This is a genomic window from Brevibacillus sp. 7WMA2 (genome assembly GCF_010748895.1).
Taxonomy (GTDB): Bacteria; Bacillota; Bacilli; order Brevibacillales; family Brevibacillaceae; genus Brevibacillus_B; species Brevibacillus_B halotolerans.
The window spans coordinates 4,971,868-4,990,996 of the sequence record NZ_CP048799.1 but is presented as its reverse complement, the minus strand read 5'-3'; the positions used below and the strand labels follow the sequence as shown (position 1 = coordinate 4,990,996).

The window sequence follows — 19,129 nt, the reverse complement described above, 5'->3', positions numbered from 1 at the left end:
CCCTCACTATGAGAGATTCTTTCTACCCTTCTCAAAGCCATATTATACCCTGCCTAACGTAAAAAGGACAGCCATTCACAAAAATTGCCGTCCTGATCACGCTTTGAATTAATTTCATGAATTCTTACATGTAAAGTCTTACCAGCAAGAATTATACCTACACCACCAAGCTAGCTCCGATGATGTATGAAAAACCGATGGATAGAAACATGGAAATCAGCCCGATTGCGCGGTTATCTCGCTCGATTTCATGATCGATTTTTAGACTTGGTGTCATGAATTCAAAGATAAAGTAGGCAAGTAACATCAATAAAAATCCGTAGCTAGCATGTAAAAGGGATGCCCCTAGCTTCTCATGCTGCTGAATGGAAAACCGGAAAATATTAGCAATCCCAAATATCTTCCCACCTGTTGCCATGGCTACAGCAAGATTTCCCTTTTTTAATTCGATCCAGACCCGATACTTTGTAACCAATTCAAAAATAGAGATAAACAGGATCATTGCAAGACCTGTCACAGCAAAATAGGTAGCTGTGGCCAGATACGTATTTTGAAATAAGATCGCCATAAAAGGCTCTCCTCCCCGCTATTTCAATTCTACAATGGTAGCGCCCACGCCGCCTTCACCTTGGCCACCTAAGCGGAACGATTTCACACTGCGATGACGGCGCAAAAATTCATGAACACCTTTGCGCAAAACTCCTGTACCATTCCCATGAATAATGGATACCTTGTGGAAACCTGATAATACCGCATCATCCAGATAACGATCTATTTCTTGAATACTATCCTCTACATTGTAACCGCGTAGATCCAGATCTAATTTAACGCTATTCGCTTCTCTCTTAATGGTCGTGTACTGTACCGGTTTCTTCGGCTGTACTGATTCCTTCACCACATGCATATCGTCTTTTTTGACTTTCATTTTAATGATGCCAAGCTGAACTAAATATTCAGTGCTAGATACCTTATCCAAAACGGTTCCCTTTTGTCCAAAGCTATCTACCATCACCTCGTCACCAATCTTGATTTGAGTGGCGCGAACTGCTTTGGCTGGTTTTTTCACCTTTTCTTTTTCCAGCTCCAGCACTGCATTTCCTAACCGCTTTTTAGCATCAATGAGACGGTGTTCTTTAAAATCAACGCCTTCTTTGCGCATCTGACGCAACTCACGAATAATTACTTCCGCTTCCTCACTGGCTAGTTGCACGGCGACACGCGCTTCTTCCTCCGCTTTTTCTAGCAAGCGATTTTTTGCCTCAGCGAATTGACGACGCTCCTCTTCTAATTGCTGACGTAACTCTTCTGCTTGCTTGCGAATATTTTCAGCGTCTTCACGTTCTTTTTCTGCCGTTTTCTTATTGGATTCCAGAGAGGCAATCATTTTCTCAACCTGATTTTCCTCTTTAGACACGGAACGGCGAGCTTTATCGATGATTTGCTCATTTAGGCCAAGACGTGATGCAATCGCAAATGCATTCGAACGCCCAGGAACCCCAACCAGTAATCGGTAGGTTGGACGTAGCGTCTGTACATCGAACTCTACACTGGCATTCACTACCTCTGGAGTATCATATGCATAGGCTTTTAACTCACTATAATGCGTTGTAGCTACTAGCCTAGCCCCTTTGGCTAACACATGATCCAAAATGGACATTGCAAGCGCTGCGCCCTCCGTAGGGTCTGTTCCTGCTCCTAATTCGTCAAACAGCACAAGGCTTTTTTCATCCATTTGATCTAATATGCGGATGATGTTAGTTAAATGACTAGAAAATGTAGATAAACTCTGCTCAATGGACTGCTCATCGCCTATGTCTGCAAAAATAGATGAGAAGACTGCCATCTCGGTTTCTTCTTGTGCTGGTATATGAAGACCTGCCATTGTCATTAAGGACAATAAGCCCAATGTTTTGATGGATACAGTCTTACCCCCAGTATTGGGACCTGTGACTACAATACCTGTATACCCTTTACCCAATTCTACATCTAGAGGAACGACTACCTTTGGATCAATCAGCGGATGACGTCCCTTTTTAAGCAAAATATAGCCTTCTTCATTTAATTTTGGACTAATGGCTTTCATGCTGTATGCTAACTGCGCCTTTGCAAAAATAAAATCAAGCTCAGCTAACACGGAAAGATTCTCCAATAACATCTCCACATGATCTGCTACTAGTACGGTTAACGTATAAAGAATGCGTTCCACTTCATGTTCTTCTTTTAATCTAGCCTCGCGTAGCTTGTTGTTCATCGACACAATCACTTCAGGTTCAATGAATAATGTAGCCCCTGATGCAGATTGATCGTGTACAATACCGCCAAAATGCGAACGATACTCCTGTTTGACTGGAATAACAAAACGATCTCCACGTATGGTGACAATGTTTTCCATCAGCATTTTTTGTGTAGATGAGGAACGAGTCATTTGGTCAAGTTTTTCGCGAATCCGTGCTTCAGAGCTTCTAATCTCCTGACGAATCTGACGCAATTCAAGACTGGCGCTATCGACTACTTCACCGTTATCATCAATACAGCGTTTAATTTCCGTTTCTAGGTCCCGAAGGCCCTCAATTCTATCTACCAGGCTTTGCAAAATGGATAGCTCATGCTCCTCGGAAATATCAGTAATAAACTGTTTAAGACGACGTCCCGCATGCAAAGTAGTAGCAATATCAAGAAGTTCCAGAGGTGCTAAGATCGAGTTCAACCGAGCACGCTGGATTGGCCCACGGATATTGCGAATACCGCCCAAAGGCACGCTTCCTTTAACACGTAATACCGTGCTTGCTTCCTCTGTTTGTCTTTGTGCATGACGAACAGCATCTATATGATTAAAAGGCTCAAGTGACTCAGCCAGTTCTCGTCCGAGCTCTGATGTGGTTTTCTCCATCAGCATGGCGATGATTTTGTTAAATTCCAGCGTTCGTAAAATCCTTCGCTCCACGTATGCTGCCCCCTTCTTATCTAATCATTTTATTATACCATGTCGTGCTATTAAATTTACAAAAAACCATTTCATGAAAAATCCAATTCTATTTGGATAGGTTGCCCATTGAAATAATTACATGCTATTTGTTGTACATACTTTATTTCCTAGTAAGCCAAAATGAAAACGTACACCTATCCTACTACAAGGAGGACTCGTTAATGAGTTTTATGCGTCACGTTATTCGCTTTATCGTTGCTGCAATTGTTCTGATGTTCGTCGGCTTCCTAGTACCGGGCTTTGCCGTAAATGGTTTCTGGACTGCCTTGCTTGCAGCAGTTGTTATTGCCCTTATTGGTTGGGGTGTCGAAAGCATTTTTGGTGATAAAATCTCTCCCTATAATCGTGGGATTGTCGGTTTCATCGTAAGTGCTATCGTCATTTACCTAACACAATTTTTGGTACCGGGTTTCCGCGTTACTGTTCTTGGCGCCTTGCTTGCTGCTTTAGTCATCGGTATTATTGACTTGTTTATCCCAATTAAAAATAAGATGGATATGCGCAACGGTGACTAATGAAGCCTACTGTAAAGCAATGCCTGCTTGGAAAACAACACATACTCGCATGTTTAGCAAAAGAGACTGCCCATGGCGGTCTTTTTGCATGCTGATGCTCATCTCGCCTGCGGTATATGAAAGGGCTGTTGAGAAATTATCTCAACAGCCCTGTAACTTCATACGGTCTATGTTGTATGTTTATCATTTGAAGGCATTTTACTGGCATCTTCCTGGAGCAGTCTGAGCAACTCCTCATACTCCTGTCGCAACCGGAAATATTCGTCAGCAATGTTTACTGAGCTTAATACAGCAATTTTAGCCGTATCTAGCCGAAAGTTCCCCTGTGCGATTTCTTTCATTTTATCGTCAACATATCTGGCTACCATCCGCATGTGGCTACTACTAGCCTTCCCGCTCAGGCGATACTGCTGACCATAGATTTCGACTGATAAACGATTTTTCCCATCTTCCTGCACGGAGTCTTCCTCCTTGAATAGCCCGACTATACGCTCATTACTACTAGGTTACTGAAAATGACTGTATTCGTCAAGGAATTTGATGGAGGTATTTACTAGGAACGTAATTCTGCTCCGACCTTGGTCAATGCTTCAATCACTTTTCCAGTGATCTCTTGCACTTCTTCATCCTGCAAGGTTCTCTCTGAATGGCGATACACAATAGAGTAAGCTACACTCTTTTTGTCAGAAGCAATACGCTCTCCTGTATAAATATCAAACAAGGTAACTGACTCAAGCAATTCCCCTGACTCTTCACGAATGATTGCTTCTAATTGTGCTACCGGCAAGCTACGTTCTACCACTAACGCTAAATCACGAGTAATAGCAGGGAATTTCGGAAGTGGTTTGTAATCAGTAAGATCTGCCGCGAAGCTGAACAGTTTTTGTAAATCAAATTGGAATACATAAGTTTCATCCAAATCATGATCCTTCTCTGTCTTAGGATGAAGCTGTCCCATATAACCGATCACTTCACCTTCAACGATGACATCGGCTGTACGTCCAGGATGCATTCCTTTGCGATTTTTATTCGCGGAATATGTTACAGCAAGAGGTTTTACTCCTAAACGGCTAAACAAGGATTCAACCAGCCCTTTCACCGTGTAAAAATCAACAGGAGCTTTTACACCCATCCAATTTACTGGCATCCACTGACCTGTTACAAGGCCACCCAGATACAAACGTTGCTCAGGTTGTTCTGTTAATTGTTCTTGTTCGGATAAGAAGACATGGCCTAATTCAAAGAAAGCTAAATCTTGGTTTTGTCTATTCTTGTTATACGTAGCCGTTTCTACAAGGCTTGCTAGCAAATTGGTACGTAATACGCTATGCTCTTCACTAATTGGCATAGCTAGTGGCACAGGGTGTAGATTACGTTCGTCTTGCAATCCGCTAAATTGTGCCAGTTTATCAGGATGCAATAATGCATAAGAAATTGTCTCAGACAGTCCAGCACCAATTAAGTGATGACGTGTAATGCGACGTAATTGCTGTTCTTTGGTTAACCCGCCTTGGAGTGATTCTCCAGTTGGCAATGTTACCGGAATTTGATCATATCCATAAAGGCGTGCAACTTCTTCAATTAAGTCCTCAGGTAGCGTAATGTCGCCACGGCGAGTAGGAACCGTTACAGTGAATAATGTTTCCTCTGCTTGCTCTGTCTGGTCAAATGTAAACTGTAAACGAGTAAAGATTTCTGCCACTTGTTCCTTTGCAATACTTGTACCTAGATGTTGATTAATTTTTGCAAGGGAGACAGAAACCACAGCAGATTGGTTTACCGTGATGGTTTGTTTAGCTACCCCTTTCGATACCTTGGCATGGGCTAGCTTTTGAATTAAGTGTGCAGCGCGATCGGATGCAACAGAAACACGTGATTGATCCACGCCCTTCTCCCAACGAACACAGCCTTCTGTACGCAGATTCAGCATTTTAGATGTACGGCGGATAGAAGCTGGCGTGTAGTAAGCTGATTCCAAAATAATCTCCTTCGTATTGTCGACGATCTCGGAGTTCGCTCCTCCCATTACGCCGGCGATACTCAAGCCTTTTACTTTGTCAGCAATAACTAATGCTTCTGGATCAAGAGTACGTTTTTGATCATCTAGCGTGGTTAGCTTTTCATTTTCTTGTGCCAAGCGAACAATAATTTGTTGATCGGATACTTCTTTGGCATCGAACGCATGCAATGGCTGTCCGTATTCTAATAATACATAGTTGGTAATATCCACTACATTATTGATTGGACGAGTCCCTGCTGCCATCAGACGATTCTTCATCCATTGTGGTGCGCTTGTAATCACTGCGTCAGTGAAGTGTCTACCTACAAATTCATAGCATTGCTCGCTAGCTTCAATTGCAACCGTAACAGGATTTGCTCCTCCATCCTCTGTTACTGATGTATCTGGCAATATAACCTCACGTCCATAAAGCGCTGCTACCTCGTAAGCAACTCCTAGCATGCTTAAACAGTCAGAGCGATTCGGGGTCAAGCCCAATTCCAACACGTAATCATTCAATCCTAAATACTCAATCGCATCTGCACCCAGCTCAGCATCTTCTGGTAAAACGAGAATACCTTCCTGTTGGTCCTTCGGAAGCAATTTATCGTTTAATCCTAGTTCTTTTGCTGAGCAAATCATCCCTTGGGATTCCACACCGCGAAGCTTAGATTTTTTAATTTTAAAGTTCTCAGGTAACACTGCACCGATCATCGCTACTGGAACTTTTTGTCCTTGTGCCACATTTTGTGCCCCACAGACAATTTGTAATAGCTCCTCTTGACCTACATCTACCTTTAGAACGCTTAGACGGTCTGCATCAGGATGCTTTTCACGTTCCTGAACATAACCGATAACAACACCTGTTACACCTTTATTAAGGGATTCAACACCCTCAACCTCAATTCCACTGCGAGTCATTTTTTCCGCTAATTCCTGCGGTGTTATATCTGTTAGATCGACATATTCTTTTAACCATTGATATGATACTTTCATTGCTTACATAATCCCCTTTCTTTGGCGAACCGACTAGGAACGGTTAAATTGACGTAGGAAACGCACATCATTTGTATAGAAATTACGAATATCCTCAATACCATACTTCAGCATTGCAATGCGCTCTACTCCCATACCAAATGCAAAACCGCTAACTTCCTGCGGATTATAGCCTGCCATTTCAAGAACGCGAGGATGAACCATTCCAGCACCCAAAATCTCAATCCATCCCGTTTGTTTACAAATACGGCAACCCTCTCCATGACAGATTACGCACTGAATATCTACCTCAACGCTTGGCTCTGTGAATGGGAAAAAGCTAGGACGAAGACGAATTTGCTGGTCTTCTCCAAACATTTGCTTAGCAAATGTAAGCAAGGTTCCTTTCAAATCACTCATGCTGATGTCTTTTCCAACCACAAGTCCCTCAATTTGAGTAAATTGGTGGGAATGTGTCGCGTCATCATCATCGCGGCGATACACTTTTCCAGGGCAAATGATTTTAAGTGGCGTTTTTCCTTCTTTTTTTAGCATGGTACGAGCCTGTACAGGCGAAGTATGCGTACGCAATAACAGCTCTTCTGTGATGTAGAAGGAATCCTGCATATCGCGTGCTGGATGTCCTTTTGGCAAATTGAGCATTTCAAAGTTGAAATGATCCAGCTCCACTTCAGGTCCCTCTGCTACTTCATAGCCTAGTCCAATAAAAATGTCTTCCAATTCTTCAATAATACGGGACAAAGGATGCATAGTTCCTGTCGGTACAGGACGACCTGGCAGTGTCACATCAATGGTTTGCTTATTTAGCTTGGCTTCTAGTACACGTGCTTCAAATTCCTGCTGTTTGGAAAGAATCGCTTCTTCAATCACTTGACGAACTTCATTCACTAGCTGGCCAATTTTTGGTCGCTCTTCAGCAGATAATCCACCCATACCACGTAAGATTTCTGTTAATTCGCCTTTTTTACCTAAGTATTTAACACGAAGATCCTGAAGCTCCTGTCCCTCGCCCACTTGTTTCAATAAAGCAAGTGCATTTTCTTTTAACTGTTGTAAACGCGTTTGCACAACAATCTCTCCTTTGTTTACAAATAAAAATACAACAAAAAAACTTCCTCCCTAAAAAAAGGGACGAAGTTTAATTTCCGCGGTACCACCCTAGTTAGACATCTCATTATGTCTCACCTTCGCATCCGTAACGTGGATAAACCGGTTCCTCCTACTTGAAAATTCGATTGTTACTTTGATCGTAGCCAGTTAAACCACAAGCATTTGATCACAGTTTTTCAATCTTGAGTTCAGAGGTCTGCTCATGAGGGAATTCCATAGAGATCACGTAAAAGTGCTTCCAGTCGCTTTTATGCGGCACCTTTTCCCTGAACACGTCATCTGTTCTATGTACTAGTCTCAATCCTAGCATTTATGACAATTATTTTAGAATTTGCGATTAATTATACCTCACAATGGGGGTCACTTGCAAAAGAAAACCAGATAATACCCAAAAATTAGTCGCAACCACAATCTGCTTTACGTTGACGTACCGCCTCATATAACATTACACCGGTGGCAACAGCGGCATTTAACGATTCTGTACGTCCATAGATTGGAATGTGAATCAGCTCGTCTGCTTGAGAAAGCACAGAATCAGACACGCCTCGTGCTTCATTCCCAATCACTATGGCAACTTTTCCGCTATATACCGGTTCGTCATACTCTCGGCTTTGTTGTCCAAGAGCTGTCACTAGTATACGTCCGCCTGCCATTTTTATTTCCTCCGATACAGCTTTTACATCACAAGTGAATACAGGCATACGGAAGAATGAACCCATCGTTGAACGCAATACCTTACCATTATAAAGGTCGACACTGCCTCGTCCCATTAAAACAGCATCTACACCAGCCGCCTCTGCTGTCCGCATAATCGTGCCAACGTTACCAGGGTCTTGTAATTCATCAAGAATAAGTATGAGAAAATCATATTTTCTCATTTTTTCCCATTCTGTATCCCAATCATTAGACCGCATTTTCACTTCTGCTACGATTCCTTGCGGTGTCTTCGTTTCAGATAATTTACTTAACACGACATCCGTTGTAGATATGCATTTGACATGGTCAGAGAATGCTTCAAGCGCTCTCATCACTGTAGCAGGCAAACCTTTGCCCTCGTCAAATAAGAGCGTCACCACTTCCATATTTGACAATAGAGCTTCCTCCACCAAATGCTCTCCCTCTATGAGGAAACGCCCTGCCGCTTCTCGACCTTTTTTAGTTTGCAATTCCTTCAATCGCTTTACGAAAGGATTTTGCAAGGATTGTATATGTTCTACTTTCATGTATTTATGCCTTCTCCTCGAATTCTTTCAAATCCATATTATGACCAATAACCACCAATACATCGTCATGCTGCAAAACAATGTCTGGACCCGGGGAAATGTTAAACGATTGGTTACTCTTAATAGCAATAACGTTTACCCCATACTTGGCACGAACGTCAATGTCGCGTAGAGACTGTCCAACCATCGAATGAGATACGACGACCTCAGCCACGCTATAATCTTCAGCAAGCTCGATAAAATCCAGTACATTAGCTGATATTAAATTATGAGCCACACGTATTCCCATATCACGCTCAGGGAAAACCACTCGATCAGCTCCGACCTTATATAGAACCTGCCCATGACGCTCGTTTTGGGCTTTTGCTACAATTTTTTTAACGCCCATTTCTTTTAAAATCAGTACAGTCAAGATACTGGCTTGAATATCAGCGCCAATGGATACAACGACAACGTCAAAGTTACGAATCCCAATTTCTCGCAATGCCATTTCATCAGTAGAATCGGCAGCAACCGAATGTGTTACATTTTGGATATTTTCATTAATACGCTCTTCGTCTTCATCGATTCCCATCACTTCATAACCCATTTCGTATAAAGCATGAGCCACACTGGAACCAAAGCGTCCCATTCCGATAACGGCAAATTGTTTTGACATGATTCAACCTCCCATTTGTCCTACTAGATTATAACATAGCGCTGAAACAGTACAAAAGGAATGTAAATGTAGCGTTCAACGAATACTAATAAAAGAGATCATCTATATTTTTGATGTAAAAAGGAGTGTTATACAGGTGAATATTAATGCGTTAAATCTTCGTCAAGCTATCATGTATAAAATGCAAGGTTCCAGTCCTGCATCCGTAGAAGAAACAATCAATGATGCGATTCAAAGTCGTATGGAAAAAACCTTACCAGGACTTGGCGTATTATTTGAGGTGCTATGGCAAAACAGCGGTTCCGATCTGCAACAACAAATGGTCACTACCATTTCCGAGCATATTCCAGCGAATACAGACTCTCCTGTATAAAGTAAGAACTTAACGCTACTTTGCTACTTCTTTTTTACCAAAAGACAATGGGGACTTGCAAGTTAAGTTACCGTTGTCTTTTTTGCATAGAAAAAAGCGAGCCTTGGTTTACAACCAAAGCCCACCTTGTTTTTACTTATTCAAAAGAAGTCAATTCGGCTACTTTTTCTTTATCTAAGCGCTTCACCAAAGCAATCAATAATTTTACCAGATTCTCATAATCATCATAATGAAGCACAGAAGCATGACTATGGATGTAACGCGTTGCTACAGAAAGCGCAATGGATGGTACCCCACTACCCGTAAGAGTAAACGCCGCCGCGTCTGTAGCCCCACCTGGAATAGAAGTTAATTGATACGGTATATTTTCCATTTCAGCCGTCTCAATAACAAAATCACGTAATTTTTGCGGTGCAATCATGCGAGCGTCATATAGCCCAATTTCAACCCCGGCACCTGCTTTGGATGGTGCATCATTTTTGCTGACGCCTGGCGTATCACCAGCGATCCCCACATCTACTGCAATACCAATATCCGGTTTTACCAAATTAGCTACGGTGAAAGCTCCGCGAGTACCAACTTCCTCCATTACAGTTCCTGCTGCATACAAGGTATTAGGGTGTTCCACACCTTGAAGCCTCTTCATTAAGTCAATAGCAGCAGCACAACCCATGCGATTATCCCATGCTTTCGCCATTAGCATTTTTGGATTTTTTAATACGGTAAATGGACACACCGGAATAATCGGATCACCCAAGCGAACCCCGAATTCCTCTGCTTCTTTTATACTGGAAGCTCCAATATCCACAAACATATCTTTGATTTCAACCATTTTACGGCGCTTTTCCATTGGCATAACATGAGGCGGAATAGAGCCAATTACTCCATCTAGGAAGCCATCCTTGGTTTGAATATGTACGCGCTGTGCCAGCATAACCTGCGGCCACCATCCACCCAGCGGTTGAAATTTCAGAAAACCTTCATCTGTAATCCGCGTTACCATAAAGCCAACTTCGTCCAAATGTCCCGCGATAAGCACTTTAGGCCCGTTAGCATCGCCTGTTTTTTTAGCGATTAGGCTCCCTAAATTATCATAAGTAATTTCATCTGCGTACGGTTCTATGTATGATTTCATAACCTGACGAGCTTCTTGTTCAAAACCGGGTACACCATGAGCCTCTGTTAGATCACGTAGCATTTGTTCAGTCTTTTGATCCATATCTTTCATTCCTTTCTGCGTTGCGTGTTGTATCATACGAAATATGGTATCACATAATACCACATCACATACAAAGCCCCACCATTCCATAATAAACAAAGTGGTATCAGAACACAAAAAGACGGATGCTTAGTTTTATGACGCCATAAGAGCATCCCTAAACCTACGCCCACAGCACCTCCAAGCGCAGCTAGCAAAAAAAACGTAGCCTCGGGTATTCTCCAAGAGTTATGCTTGCGAGCAAGACGTTTGTCCCATCCCATTGCACACAGCGCATAAAGATTGATGAATCCAATCGCTATTGAAATAAGCAGAAGCTGATGTAATACAACTCCAATTAACAGCATAACCAATGTTACTAGAAAAATACTATTTCTCTGGCGCTTATGAGCCTGTAATTTTTTCGGGATCACTTTTGATCCCCCTCTGGTGTTTTATTCGAACGTTTTTTAAAGCAGCAAAAGCGATAAAGAATCAAGCCTATAATTAGGGCTATTATCACCCACAATGTGATAAAACCATAATGACGGCTCACAGCGATAATATGATCGACATGGTTACCAAAAAAATAACCTAAAAAATAGAACGCCAATGCCCAAATCAGACCAGTGGAGTAGGAATATAGCGCATATTTACGAAAAGTCATACCTCCGACTGCAACAACATATGGCACTAAATGACGTACAACTGGCAGCAAATAGCTGATAAACAGTGAAAACGTACCATATTTTTGAATGAGTGCGGTCGATCGATCTATATAAGGTCCAAATTTCTTTTTCTTAGCTAACCGAGTAAGTATAGGTGGACCTACCCAACGTCCTAAAAAAAAGCCGATAGACAGACCCGAAACCACTCCCAAATAGCCAGCAAAAAAGGCATAGTACGGATTCAAGTAACCAAGAGCAGCCACTAGTCCACCTGTTGCTACTACCAGTTCATCAGGAACAGGCAAACCCACAATGCCCAGCCACAGGAGGAAAAAGATGGCCAGATATCCATATTGTTCAATAAAATGAAGTAACACATCCACACTCATGTCCAAAGAAGCTCCCCTTTTGTCTTATCTGAGATCCAAACGTCTTTATCGTTGGTATTACGATTTACTTATCATTTTCGTTACATTCCTCATCGAATTCGCAGGAAAAGTTTAGGCAATAAAGGTTTCGTCATGTGTAAGAACTACTTTGGGCATGGTGCAAAAATAGCAGTGTGGATCGCGTACCTAGGTCACTTTATACTACTGTCTGTTTCCTTCTGGGTACTGTCTAGGCAACTGTTTGTGGTACCGGTACACAGACGAATGTATTGGAAGCCCCTTCCACAAATGGATAATACATCACCAAAACAAAATTACCCTCAACCATTTCACCCGTTTTTATATAGTGTTCTACATTAAATGAGACATGCGCTACTGTAGTATGTTTCGCATATTCCTTTTCTGTTTCAGCGTGTAGGGCAAAATCTGCACGTAAATCTTTACGTTTACTTGCTACATTTTGATAAATCGCTTGTAATTCTGATTTGTTGACCGTATCTTCCCACCAGATTTTACGCGGCCGATATTTCTGACTTAATAAGTAATCAAACTTTAACATACTTAATGAATGACTTGTTTGATTAGGAGCTTTCCTTTCAAGAAAACGTTGGAGACGAATAAACAAATCTTCTAGCTGGTGCCCAAAGCGTCCCCAGCCTTGCTCTTCCCAATAATCGCCAAACTCTTGAAAGAAATCAAATGGCGTCGCAAAATGATGAGCCATAATCCATTCAAACGCCTTGTCCATTCTATGAGCATTCCAATATTTCTCTAAAATATCTTCCGTACGCTTAATGCGCTGCATGTCATTAAAGGAAAGTACGTTATTCCCAAGAATTTCATAGGGTGACTGATCCATAAATATATACCCATGTTCTGCAGCACGAGCCCTCACACCTGTACCTCGTAGCATTTTTAAAAAGCCTAATTGCAACTCTTCCGGACGCAAAGCAAATACTTCGTTAAACGTCTTGCGGAAGGATGCATAATCTTCCTCTGGTAATCCCGCGATTAAGTCTAAGTGCTGATCAATTTTACCAGATTCTTTGATTTTCAGCACGGTATAACTTAATTTTTCAAAATTTTGTCGGCGCTGTACAAGACGATTTGTTTCGTCATTGGTTGATTGAACCCCAATTTCAAAGCGGAAAATACCTGGCGGCGCATTCTCAGCTAAAAAGTCCACTACATCTGGCTTCAGGATGTCGGCTGTTATCTCAAATTGAAAAATGGTTCCATTATGGTTATCAATTAAAAATTGAAAGATCTCCATAGCATACTGCTTATTAATATTAAATGTCCGATCCACAAATTTAATGGTTTTCACTCCATGATCTATTAAACGCTTCAAATCGCGCTTCACCCGATCTAGATCAAAATAGCGAACTCCGTTTTCAATGGAGGACAAACAGTACTGACAGCGAAAAGGGCAACCGCGAGATGCTTCAAAATAAACGACACGGTTATTTAATTCATCTAAATCCTCTTCATAAGGAGATGGTAAGTGGTTTAAATCCTTCGTTTGTATACGTTGCATCGAAAAACGGACACGTTCCCCATCCCGATAAGCAATACCTGGTACTTCTTTTAATAGCGGAGCGTCACCGGTTTGTTTTGCCCGGTCATAAGCCTGACATAATTCCAGAAATGTCTCTTCACCCTCACCCATTACAATTACATCAATGGCAGGATAATTTTTCATCCATTCGTCTGTATCGTACGAGACTTCTGGACCTCCTAATATAATCGGCACATTTGGACAAATCTTTTTTACATTATTAATTACGTCCAGCGTCTCACGAATATTCCAGATATAACAGGAAAATGCAATAATATCAGGCTGACGCTTATGAATATCCCCCACAATATTAATCAAAACATCATTAATGGTGTATTCGACCAGTTCGATATTTGGATAATGAGGCTTTGCATAGCTACGCAAATACCGTAAAGCCAAAGAAGAATGAATATATTTGGCGTTAAGGGTTGCAAGTAAAATTTTCATTAGATATGGTCACTCCTTTTTCTACGCCCTTCATTATACTGTTCTGCGCAATTCTCTGACAACATGTCCTAGTTCGGGCAGGATTAATTTGACCATTGCTAGTTTAACCGCTCCTGTGGAACCTGGTGTGGAAAAAATCGCTTTTCCCTTATAGGTGCCCGCTATTGCTCTAGATAGTATGGATGCGGAACCAATATCCTCGGTATAACTTAGCATGCGGAAAATCTCGCCAAACCCGGGCATCTCTTTATCAAGCAATCCTTTTACCGACTCATATGTATGATCACGAGGAGCAATACCAGTTCCTCCGTTAAGCAAAATTACATCTACCTCTGGGTGCTCTATACCTTGCTCAATTACAGCCTGTATCTGCGCTGGTTCATCTTTTACAATATAATAAAGAAGAGTGGTATGACCCGCTTCTTCCAAAAGATTTTTCATTAGCTTTCCACTTTTATCTGTTTCTTCGTCCCTTGTATCAGATACGGTGACAACCATTACCCCCACACTTTTAGGTGCAGTTGCTTTATGTTCGGTTGTGCTCATTTCATTATTCCTCCTCGGATACCTCTTTTTCAAAACGCTACAGTTCCATTGTACTCGATCATAAGCCAGATTATAGAGACAAGCAACGAAAAAACTAGATTGTAATTCCTATCATACCCTTCTTTTTCCAAGCGCAAAAGCCCGACACTTCTATGGCACTCTAGACCACAAAGTTCGGGCTAATGGATGATAACTTACTTACATATCTCTTGCCTTGTATTCATACATAAATGAAAAGCACTTATGGCAAATCAATCAGCATAAAATAGGAGTCTTGTCCTGCTACTAGCTCCAGCTTATCCAAATCGGTAATTCGCGCTGAATCACGTCGTTCTAATACTTGTCCGTTGACCTCTACTTGTCCCTCCATGATAAATAGGAACGTTCGTCTATTCGTCTGCTGTGGGAACAAGATGTTCTTGCCTGCTTCTAAACGAGACAAATAAATAGTCATATCTTGATGGATATGTGCAACACGATGCTCTTGTTGATTAGCCGATACGACAGGCAACAAGGCATTTAGCATCGCCTTTTGATCATAAGCAAACTGTTCGTATGACGGCGTTAAGCCATACTCCTTCGGTTCAAACCATAATTGAAGCAGCTTCGCTTCCTCCGTAGTGGAGCCATTATACTCAGAGTGCAAAATACCTGTACCAGCAGACATACGTTGAATTTCGCCCGGCTTAAGCTCCTCTTCATTTCCTGTACTGTCTTTATGGCGCAGAACACCTTCTAGCATGATCGTAACAATCTCCATCTCCTTGTGCGGATGTGTTCCAAAACCATATCCAGCTTGGATGGTATCGTCATTTAGCACTCTCATGGGACCAAAGTTCATATTGTCTGGATCATAATATTCTGCAAAGGAAAAACTAAATTGTGTTTTCAACCAGCCATGATTCGCTTGGAAACGAGAATCTGATGGAAAAATTTTTATCATAGTAGCTCACCTCATAGCTTTAGTTTGTGGGTATTGTAACGATATATTCTTGTTTCCATCGTATCAAAGTAACTAACTTTTGTAAAGTAACTAATTATTTATTGAAAACAAAATGAATCGAGTCCTTTTTTGAAACTTATATCTTCTACCTCCGTATACAGAATAAATCGAAGTTTTATGTCGATTATTTTTTCATGCAAAAACACTACTTCCTATTCATATAGATCAAGGAAAATATCGAGAAAAGGAGGCATCCCATCCTTATGGCTTTATTACTAAAAATACTTTTACCTATTGGTTGCTTCTTTCTTTGTTGGTATTTTATGAGTCGTTTATTTCATCCCTTACGTGCATTTAGGCAAGCTAGACGAAAAGGTACGTTTCATTTATTAGATACGCCAAGTAATATCAGACAAAATCTGCTTTTAACGTATAAAAAGGCGGTATATGAAGGGGAAAAATACTCAGAACCAGGTAAACCCTCCCATGTAAACTGGATCGTGTTAACCTTAACCAAGCCTACTACGGAAGAACTATTGTCTTTAGACTATGAGCTAATGGAAAGCCGTTTACATGAGCATTATCCTCAAGCCCAAATACAATGGCCACCTTGCACGAAAAGGAACTCTCTTTAGGCCTTGATTGGGCCTTTTTTTATTTTGAGCTGTTTGTAGAGCACAATTACCGCTCTCCTTCTTCATGTTTATTAATCTTTTACTACTTATGCCGGACTCTTTTTTTAACGTTACATTTATTGGAATTTCGGTACTTTTTCTTATTGATGAACAATTGATTTTCTGCTACGCTTGTGAGCAGTTTCCACTACAAACCAAAGTAAGACCTTACTTTTAATGGTTATACTATCAATAACGACGTATTTCCTTAAAAGGTAATGTCAGGCAAAGGAAGAGGTTGCGATGTTAGTAAAATTAATTAAAAAATCCCATTTAAGCCCACCCAAGGTGCTCGTCTTAGGCTTTGCGCTTATCATTGCAATTGGTTCCATCTTATTAACTCTTCCTATTGCAACGAACGACGGCCAGGGGCTTTCTTTGATCAACGCCGTGTTTACCTCTACGTCTGCTACCTGCGTAACAGGACTAGTAGTAACAGATACTGGAACAACTTTTACACTGTTTGGGCAACTAGTGATTTTAGCACTCATTCAAGTAGGCGGTTTAGGATTCATGACTCTTGCTACTTTTTTTGCTCTTCTTATGGGGAAAAAAATATCCTTACAACAGCGTCTCTTGTTGCAGGAGTCTCTTAACCAGATTTCTATCGAGGGGGTAGTCAGGCTTGCCAAGATGCTTCTGATCTTTACAGGCTTGATCGAATTGACAGGGGGAATTTTGCTTACACTACGCTTTGCCTTTGATATGCCGTTTGCGAAAGCTTTGTATTACGGTATGTTTCATTCCATATCTAACTTTAACAATGCCGGATTCGATCTCATGGGCGAATTCAGTAGCTTAACAAAGTATGTGAGTGATCCCATCGTTAATATAACAGTTTGTTTGCTGATTATTTTAGGCGGGATTGGATTTATTGTGATGGCAGAGGTATATGGGTATCGAGATACGAAACGATTATCATTACATACAAAGGTTGTTCTAACTACCACAGCCATTTTGATTATTCTAGGTACGCTAGCCATTTTTATCCTAGAGTTTACGAATCCCAAAACGCTACAGCCATTGTCTCCTGTTGGTAAGTTTTTTGGAGCGCTCTATCAATCTGTTACGGCTAGAACGGCTGGCTCTAATACGATAAGCATTGGCGATATGCATCAGTCGAGTTTGTTCTTTATGATTGTGTTAATGTTTATCGGGGCTTCACCTGGATCTACAGGTGGCGGTATTAAAACTACCACCTTTGCCACCCTATTAGGAGCAGTATGGGCGCAAATAAAAGGGAGAGAAGATGTTATTTTCTACCGTCAACGTATTCTGCCGCATATGATTTATAAATCCCTAACCGTAACGATGACTGCCTTATTTATCGTAATTATAGTAAGTATGATTTTGACGATTACTGAGCCAGGCAAGGATTTTTTAATGATTCTCTTTGAGAGTGTCTCTGCCTTTGCAACGGTTGGTTTATCAATGGGACTTACCCCTGATTTATCTGATATCGGAAAAATTGTCATCTCCTTGACCATGTTTGCTGGACGTGTAGGACCGTTAACTATCGCCTTTGCATTAGCCCAGCGAAATCGAAAGGAATACTTCCGCTATCCAAAAGGAAAAATTATGATCGGGTAATGCGAAAAACACAAAAAGACCACTCAGAAAAACTTATTTTCTGTAGTGGTCTTTTTTCCATTTTATTTAGCAATGACTGCCTTCCTTAGTTCAGCAACAACCAACTGCCCCATTTCTATCGTACTAAGCGCTTCTGCTTTATTGGCTGCCAGATCACCTGTACGATGACCTGCTTCCAATACAGACCATACCGCTTGCTCGACTCGGTCTGCGGCTTCATCTAAATGCAATGAGTAACGCAGTAGCATCGCTACAGACAAGATCGTAGCTAGCGGATTAGCAATGCCCTTCCCGGCTATATCGGGTGCTGACCCATGTACTGGCTCATACAAGCCAAAGCTACCTGAAGCAAGGCTCGCAGAAGCCAGCATGCCGATAGAGCCAGTCAGCATGGCAGCCTCGTCACTTAAAATATCCCCAAACATATTCTCCGTTACAATCACATCAAATTGCTTTGGTGCACGCACTAGCTGCATGGCGCAAGAGTCAACCAGCATATGTGAAAGTTCTACATCAGGGTAATCGGTAGCAACCTGATCAGCCACCTTTCGCCATAGACGTGAGCTTTCCAATACATTTGCTTTATCCACGGAGACAAGCTTCTTTTGCCGTTTTCGAGCGATGTCAAAAGCGGTTCGTATGATGCGCTCCACTTCTTCCTCACGGTATAGTAACAAGTCCTCTGCTGTATCCTGACCATCCTCTCCGATATAGCGCTTCTTGTCACCAAAGTAGATGCCACCTGTTAATTCACGTACAACGATTAAATCAACGCCTGCCACTACTTCTGGTTTTAAAGAGGATGCTTCTACGAGACTTTCATGCATGGTTGCAGGTCGCAAATTAGCAAACAGACCTAAGGCTTTGCGAATCCCCAGAAGACCTGTTTCCGGGCGTAAGTGGCCCGGATTCTGGTCCCATTTTGGGCCACCAACTGCACCAAGCAATACAGCATCCGCCTCTTTACATATGCGGATTGTCTCCTCAGGCAACGGTGTTCCTTCTTCATCAATCGCACAACCGCCGATTTTTCCATAAGTAAACTGAAAGCAGTGACCTGTTTGCTCAGCAACTACTTCTAATACTTTAACCGCTTCGGCAACAATTTCAGCCCCAATTCCATCCCCTGGAAGAACGGCCACATTAAAGGTTTTTGTCATATCTCGATCTCTCTCTTTCGCTTCTTAACTAACTGGTACTCCCGGTCATTTGCAATTCTCTCTCTGTTTCCTCAATCCGAATCATTGGACTTTTGG

The 19,129-nt window shown here is 41.6% G+C and carries 18 protein-coding genes; 4 read left to right on the top strand and 14 right to left on the bottom strand.

The window, feature by feature from the left end:
- Positions 1 to 157 precede the first annotated feature (157 nt).
- Together GOP56_RS21540 and GOP56_RS21535 are read right to left on the bottom strand one after the other, a co-directional pair.
- Positions 158 to 568 (bottom strand): DUF350 domain-containing protein, encoded by a 411-nt coding sequence (locus tag GOP56_RS21540; RefSeq protein WP_003335008.1) that lies wholly within the window; start codon positions 566 to 568, stop codon positions 158 to 160.
- Between the two features lie 18 nt (positions 569 to 586).
- Complete coding sequence (locus GOP56_RS21535; protein ID WP_003338937.1) at positions 587 to 2,944, bottom strand: endonuclease MutS2; 2,358 nt, start codon at positions 2,942 to 2,944, stop codon at positions 587 to 589.
- A 203-nt stretch (positions 2,945 to 3,147) separates the two neighbouring features.
- On the opposite strand from GOP56_RS21535, the gene GOP56_RS21530 reads away from it, so the two are divergent.
- Positions 3,148 to 3,501, top strand: coding sequence for a phage holin family protein (locus GOP56_RS21530; protein WP_003335011.1), 354 nt, complete (start codon positions 3,148 to 3,150; stop codon positions 3,499 to 3,501).
- 167 nt (positions 3,502 to 3,668) lie between these two features.
- Here the strand turns inward: GOP56_RS21530 and zapA are convergent, their stop codons facing one another.
- The 5 genes from zapA to GOP56_RS21505 all read right to left on the bottom strand — a co-directional run bounded on the left by zapA (position 3,669) and on the right by GOP56_RS21505 (position 9,487).
- Positions 3,669 to 3,959, bottom strand: coding sequence for a cell division protein ZapA (gene zapA, locus GOP56_RS21525; protein ID WP_003335012.1), 291 nt, complete (start codon positions 3,957 to 3,959; stop codon positions 3,669 to 3,671).
- A gap of 95 nt (positions 3,960 to 4,054) precedes the next feature.
- Positions 4,055 to 6,496 carry a phenylalanine--tRNA ligase subunit beta gene (pheT, locus tag GOP56_RS21520; RefSeq protein ID WP_163246597.1) on the bottom strand — a complete coding sequence of 814 codons (2,442 nt, stop codon included), beginning with the start codon at positions 6,494 to 6,496 and terminating at the stop codon, positions 4,055 to 4,057.
- 33 nt (positions 6,497 to 6,529) lie between these two features.
- Positions 6,530 to 7,564, bottom strand: coding sequence for a phenylalanine--tRNA ligase subunit alpha (gene pheS, locus GOP56_RS21515; RefSeq protein WP_003335014.1), 1,035 nt, complete (start codon positions 7,562 to 7,564; stop codon positions 6,530 to 6,532).
- 437 nt (positions 7,565 to 8,001) lie between these two features.
- Complete coding sequence (locus GOP56_RS21510; protein WP_163246596.1) at positions 8,002 to 8,829, bottom strand: TrmH family RNA methyltransferase; 828 nt, start codon at positions 8,827 to 8,829, stop codon at positions 8,002 to 8,004.
- 4 nt (positions 8,830 to 8,833) lie between these two features.
- Positions 8,834 to 9,487 carry a potassium channel family protein gene (locus GOP56_RS21505; protein ID WP_003335016.1) on the bottom strand — a complete coding sequence of 218 codons (654 nt, stop codon included), beginning with the start codon at positions 9,485 to 9,487 and terminating at the stop codon, positions 8,834 to 8,836.
- A 136-nt stretch (positions 9,488 to 9,623) separates the two neighbouring features.
- Between GOP56_RS21505 and sspI the strand changes: the two genes are divergently transcribed.
- The gene (gene sspI / locus GOP56_RS21500) at positions 9,624 to 9,860 is read left to right on the top strand and encodes a small acid-soluble spore protein SspI (RefSeq protein ID WP_003335017.1); all 237 of its coding nucleotides are present in this window, start codon (positions 9,624 to 9,626) and stop codon (positions 9,858 to 9,860) included.
- 136 nt (positions 9,861 to 9,996) lie between these two features.
- Here sspI and GOP56_RS21495 read toward each other — a convergent pair whose 3' ends face one another.
- The 6 genes from GOP56_RS21495 to GOP56_RS21470 form a co-directional block, all read right to left on the bottom strand.
- Positions 9,997 to 11,079, bottom strand: coding sequence for a M42 family metallopeptidase (locus GOP56_RS21495; protein ID WP_163246595.1), 1,083 nt, complete (start codon positions 11,077 to 11,079; stop codon positions 9,997 to 9,999).
- A gap of 32 nt (positions 11,080 to 11,111) precedes the next feature.
- Positions 11,112 to 11,492: a DUF1294 domain-containing protein gene (locus GOP56_RS21490; protein ID WP_022584108.1), complete on the bottom strand. Its 381-nt coding sequence runs from the start codon at positions 11,490 to 11,492 to the stop codon at positions 11,112 to 11,114.
- Entirely contained in the window at positions 11,489 to 12,115 is a 627-nt protein-coding gene (locus GOP56_RS21485) for a DedA family protein (RefSeq protein WP_121473588.1), read from the bottom strand. The genes GOP56_RS21490 and GOP56_RS21485 overlap by 4 nt, the downstream gene beginning before the upstream one ends.
- Positions 12,116 to 12,344: 229 nt before the next feature.
- Positions 12,345 to 14,120 (bottom strand): B12-binding domain-containing radical SAM protein, encoded by a 1,776-nt coding sequence (locus GOP56_RS21480; RefSeq protein WP_121473587.1) that lies wholly within the window; start codon positions 14,118 to 14,120, stop codon positions 12,345 to 12,347.
- Positions 14,121 to 14,153: 33 nt separating this feature from the next.
- Positions 14,154 to 14,666, bottom strand: coding sequence for a MogA/MoaB family molybdenum cofactor biosynthesis protein (locus GOP56_RS21475; RefSeq protein WP_003338945.1), 513 nt, complete (start codon positions 14,664 to 14,666; stop codon positions 14,154 to 14,156).
- 241 nt (positions 14,667 to 14,907) lie between these two features.
- Positions 14,908 to 15,609, bottom strand: a complete 702-nt coding sequence (locus tag GOP56_RS21470) for a pirin family protein (protein WP_003338946.1) — start codon at positions 15,607 to 15,609, stop codon at positions 14,908 to 14,910.
- A gap of 263 nt (positions 15,610 to 15,872) precedes the next feature.
- Here GOP56_RS21470 and GOP56_RS21465 point away from each other — a divergent pair, with 263 nt between their 5' ends.
- Positions 15,873 to 16,244 carry a hypothetical protein gene (locus GOP56_RS21465; protein ID WP_003338947.1) on the top strand — a complete coding sequence of 124 codons (372 nt, stop codon included), beginning with the start codon at positions 15,873 to 15,875 and terminating at the stop codon, positions 16,242 to 16,244.
- Positions 16,245 to 16,526: 282 nt separating this feature from the next.
- Positions 16,527 to 17,873: a TrkH family potassium uptake protein gene (locus GOP56_RS21460; protein ID WP_163246594.1), complete on the top strand. Its 1,347-nt coding sequence runs from the start codon at positions 16,527 to 16,529 to the stop codon at positions 17,871 to 17,873.
- Positions 17,874 to 17,935: 62 nt separating this feature from the next.
- Here the strand turns inward: GOP56_RS21460 and leuB are convergent, their stop codons facing one another.
- The gene (gene leuB, locus GOP56_RS21455) at positions 17,936 to 19,033 is read right to left on the bottom strand and encodes a 3-isopropylmalate dehydrogenase (RefSeq protein ID WP_163246593.1); all 1,098 of its coding nucleotides are present in this window, start codon (positions 19,031 to 19,033) and stop codon (positions 17,936 to 17,938) included.
- Positions 19,034 to 19,129 lie beyond the last annotated feature (96 nt).

Coding starts and splice junctions, on each gene's coding strand:
- GOP56_RS21540 (WP_003335008.1), bottom strand. CDS start 568: ATGGCGATCTTATTTCAAAATACGTATCTGGCCACAGCTACCTATTTT.
- GOP56_RS21530 (WP_003335011.1), top strand. CDS start 3,148: ATGAGTTTTATGCGTCACGTTATTCGCTTTATCGTTGCTGCAATTGTT.
- pheT (WP_163246597.1), bottom strand. CDS start 6,496: ATGAAAGTATCATATCAATGGTTAAAAGAATATGTCGATCTAACAGAT.
- GOP56_RS21510 (WP_163246596.1), bottom strand. CDS start 8,829: ATGAAAGTAGAACATATACAATCCTTGCAAAATCCTTTCGTAAAGCGA.
- GOP56_RS21505 (WP_003335016.1), bottom strand. CDS start 9,487: ATGTCAAAACAATTTGCCGTTATCGGAATGGGACGCTTTGGTTCCAGT.
- GOP56_RS21495 (WP_163246595.1), bottom strand. CDS start 11,079: ATGGATCAAAAGACTGAACAAATGCTACGTGATCTAACAGAGGCTCAT.
- GOP56_RS21485 (WP_121473588.1), bottom strand. CDS start 12,115: ATGAGTGTGGATGTGTTACTTCATTTTATTGAACAATATGGATATCTG.
- GOP56_RS21480 (WP_121473587.1), bottom strand. CDS start 14,120: ATGAAAATTTTACTTGCAACCCTTAACGCCAAATATATTCATTCTTCT.
- GOP56_RS21475 (WP_003338945.1), bottom strand. CDS start 14,666: ATGAGCACAACCGAACATAAAGCAACTGCACCTAAAAGTGTGGGGGTA.
- GOP56_RS21470 (WP_003338946.1), bottom strand. CDS start 15,609: ATGATAAAAATTTTTCCATCAGATTCTCGTTTCCAAGCGAATCATGGC.
- GOP56_RS21465 (WP_003338947.1), top strand. CDS start 15,873: ATGGCTTTATTACTAAAAATACTTTTACCTATTGGTTGCTTCTTTCTT.
- GOP56_RS21460 (WP_163246594.1), top strand. CDS start 16,527: ATGTTAGTAAAATTAATTAAAAAATCCCATTTAAGCCCACCCAAGGTG.
- leuB (WP_163246593.1), bottom strand. CDS start 19,033: ATGACAAAAACCTTTAATGTGGCCGTTCTTCCAGGGGATGGAATTGGG.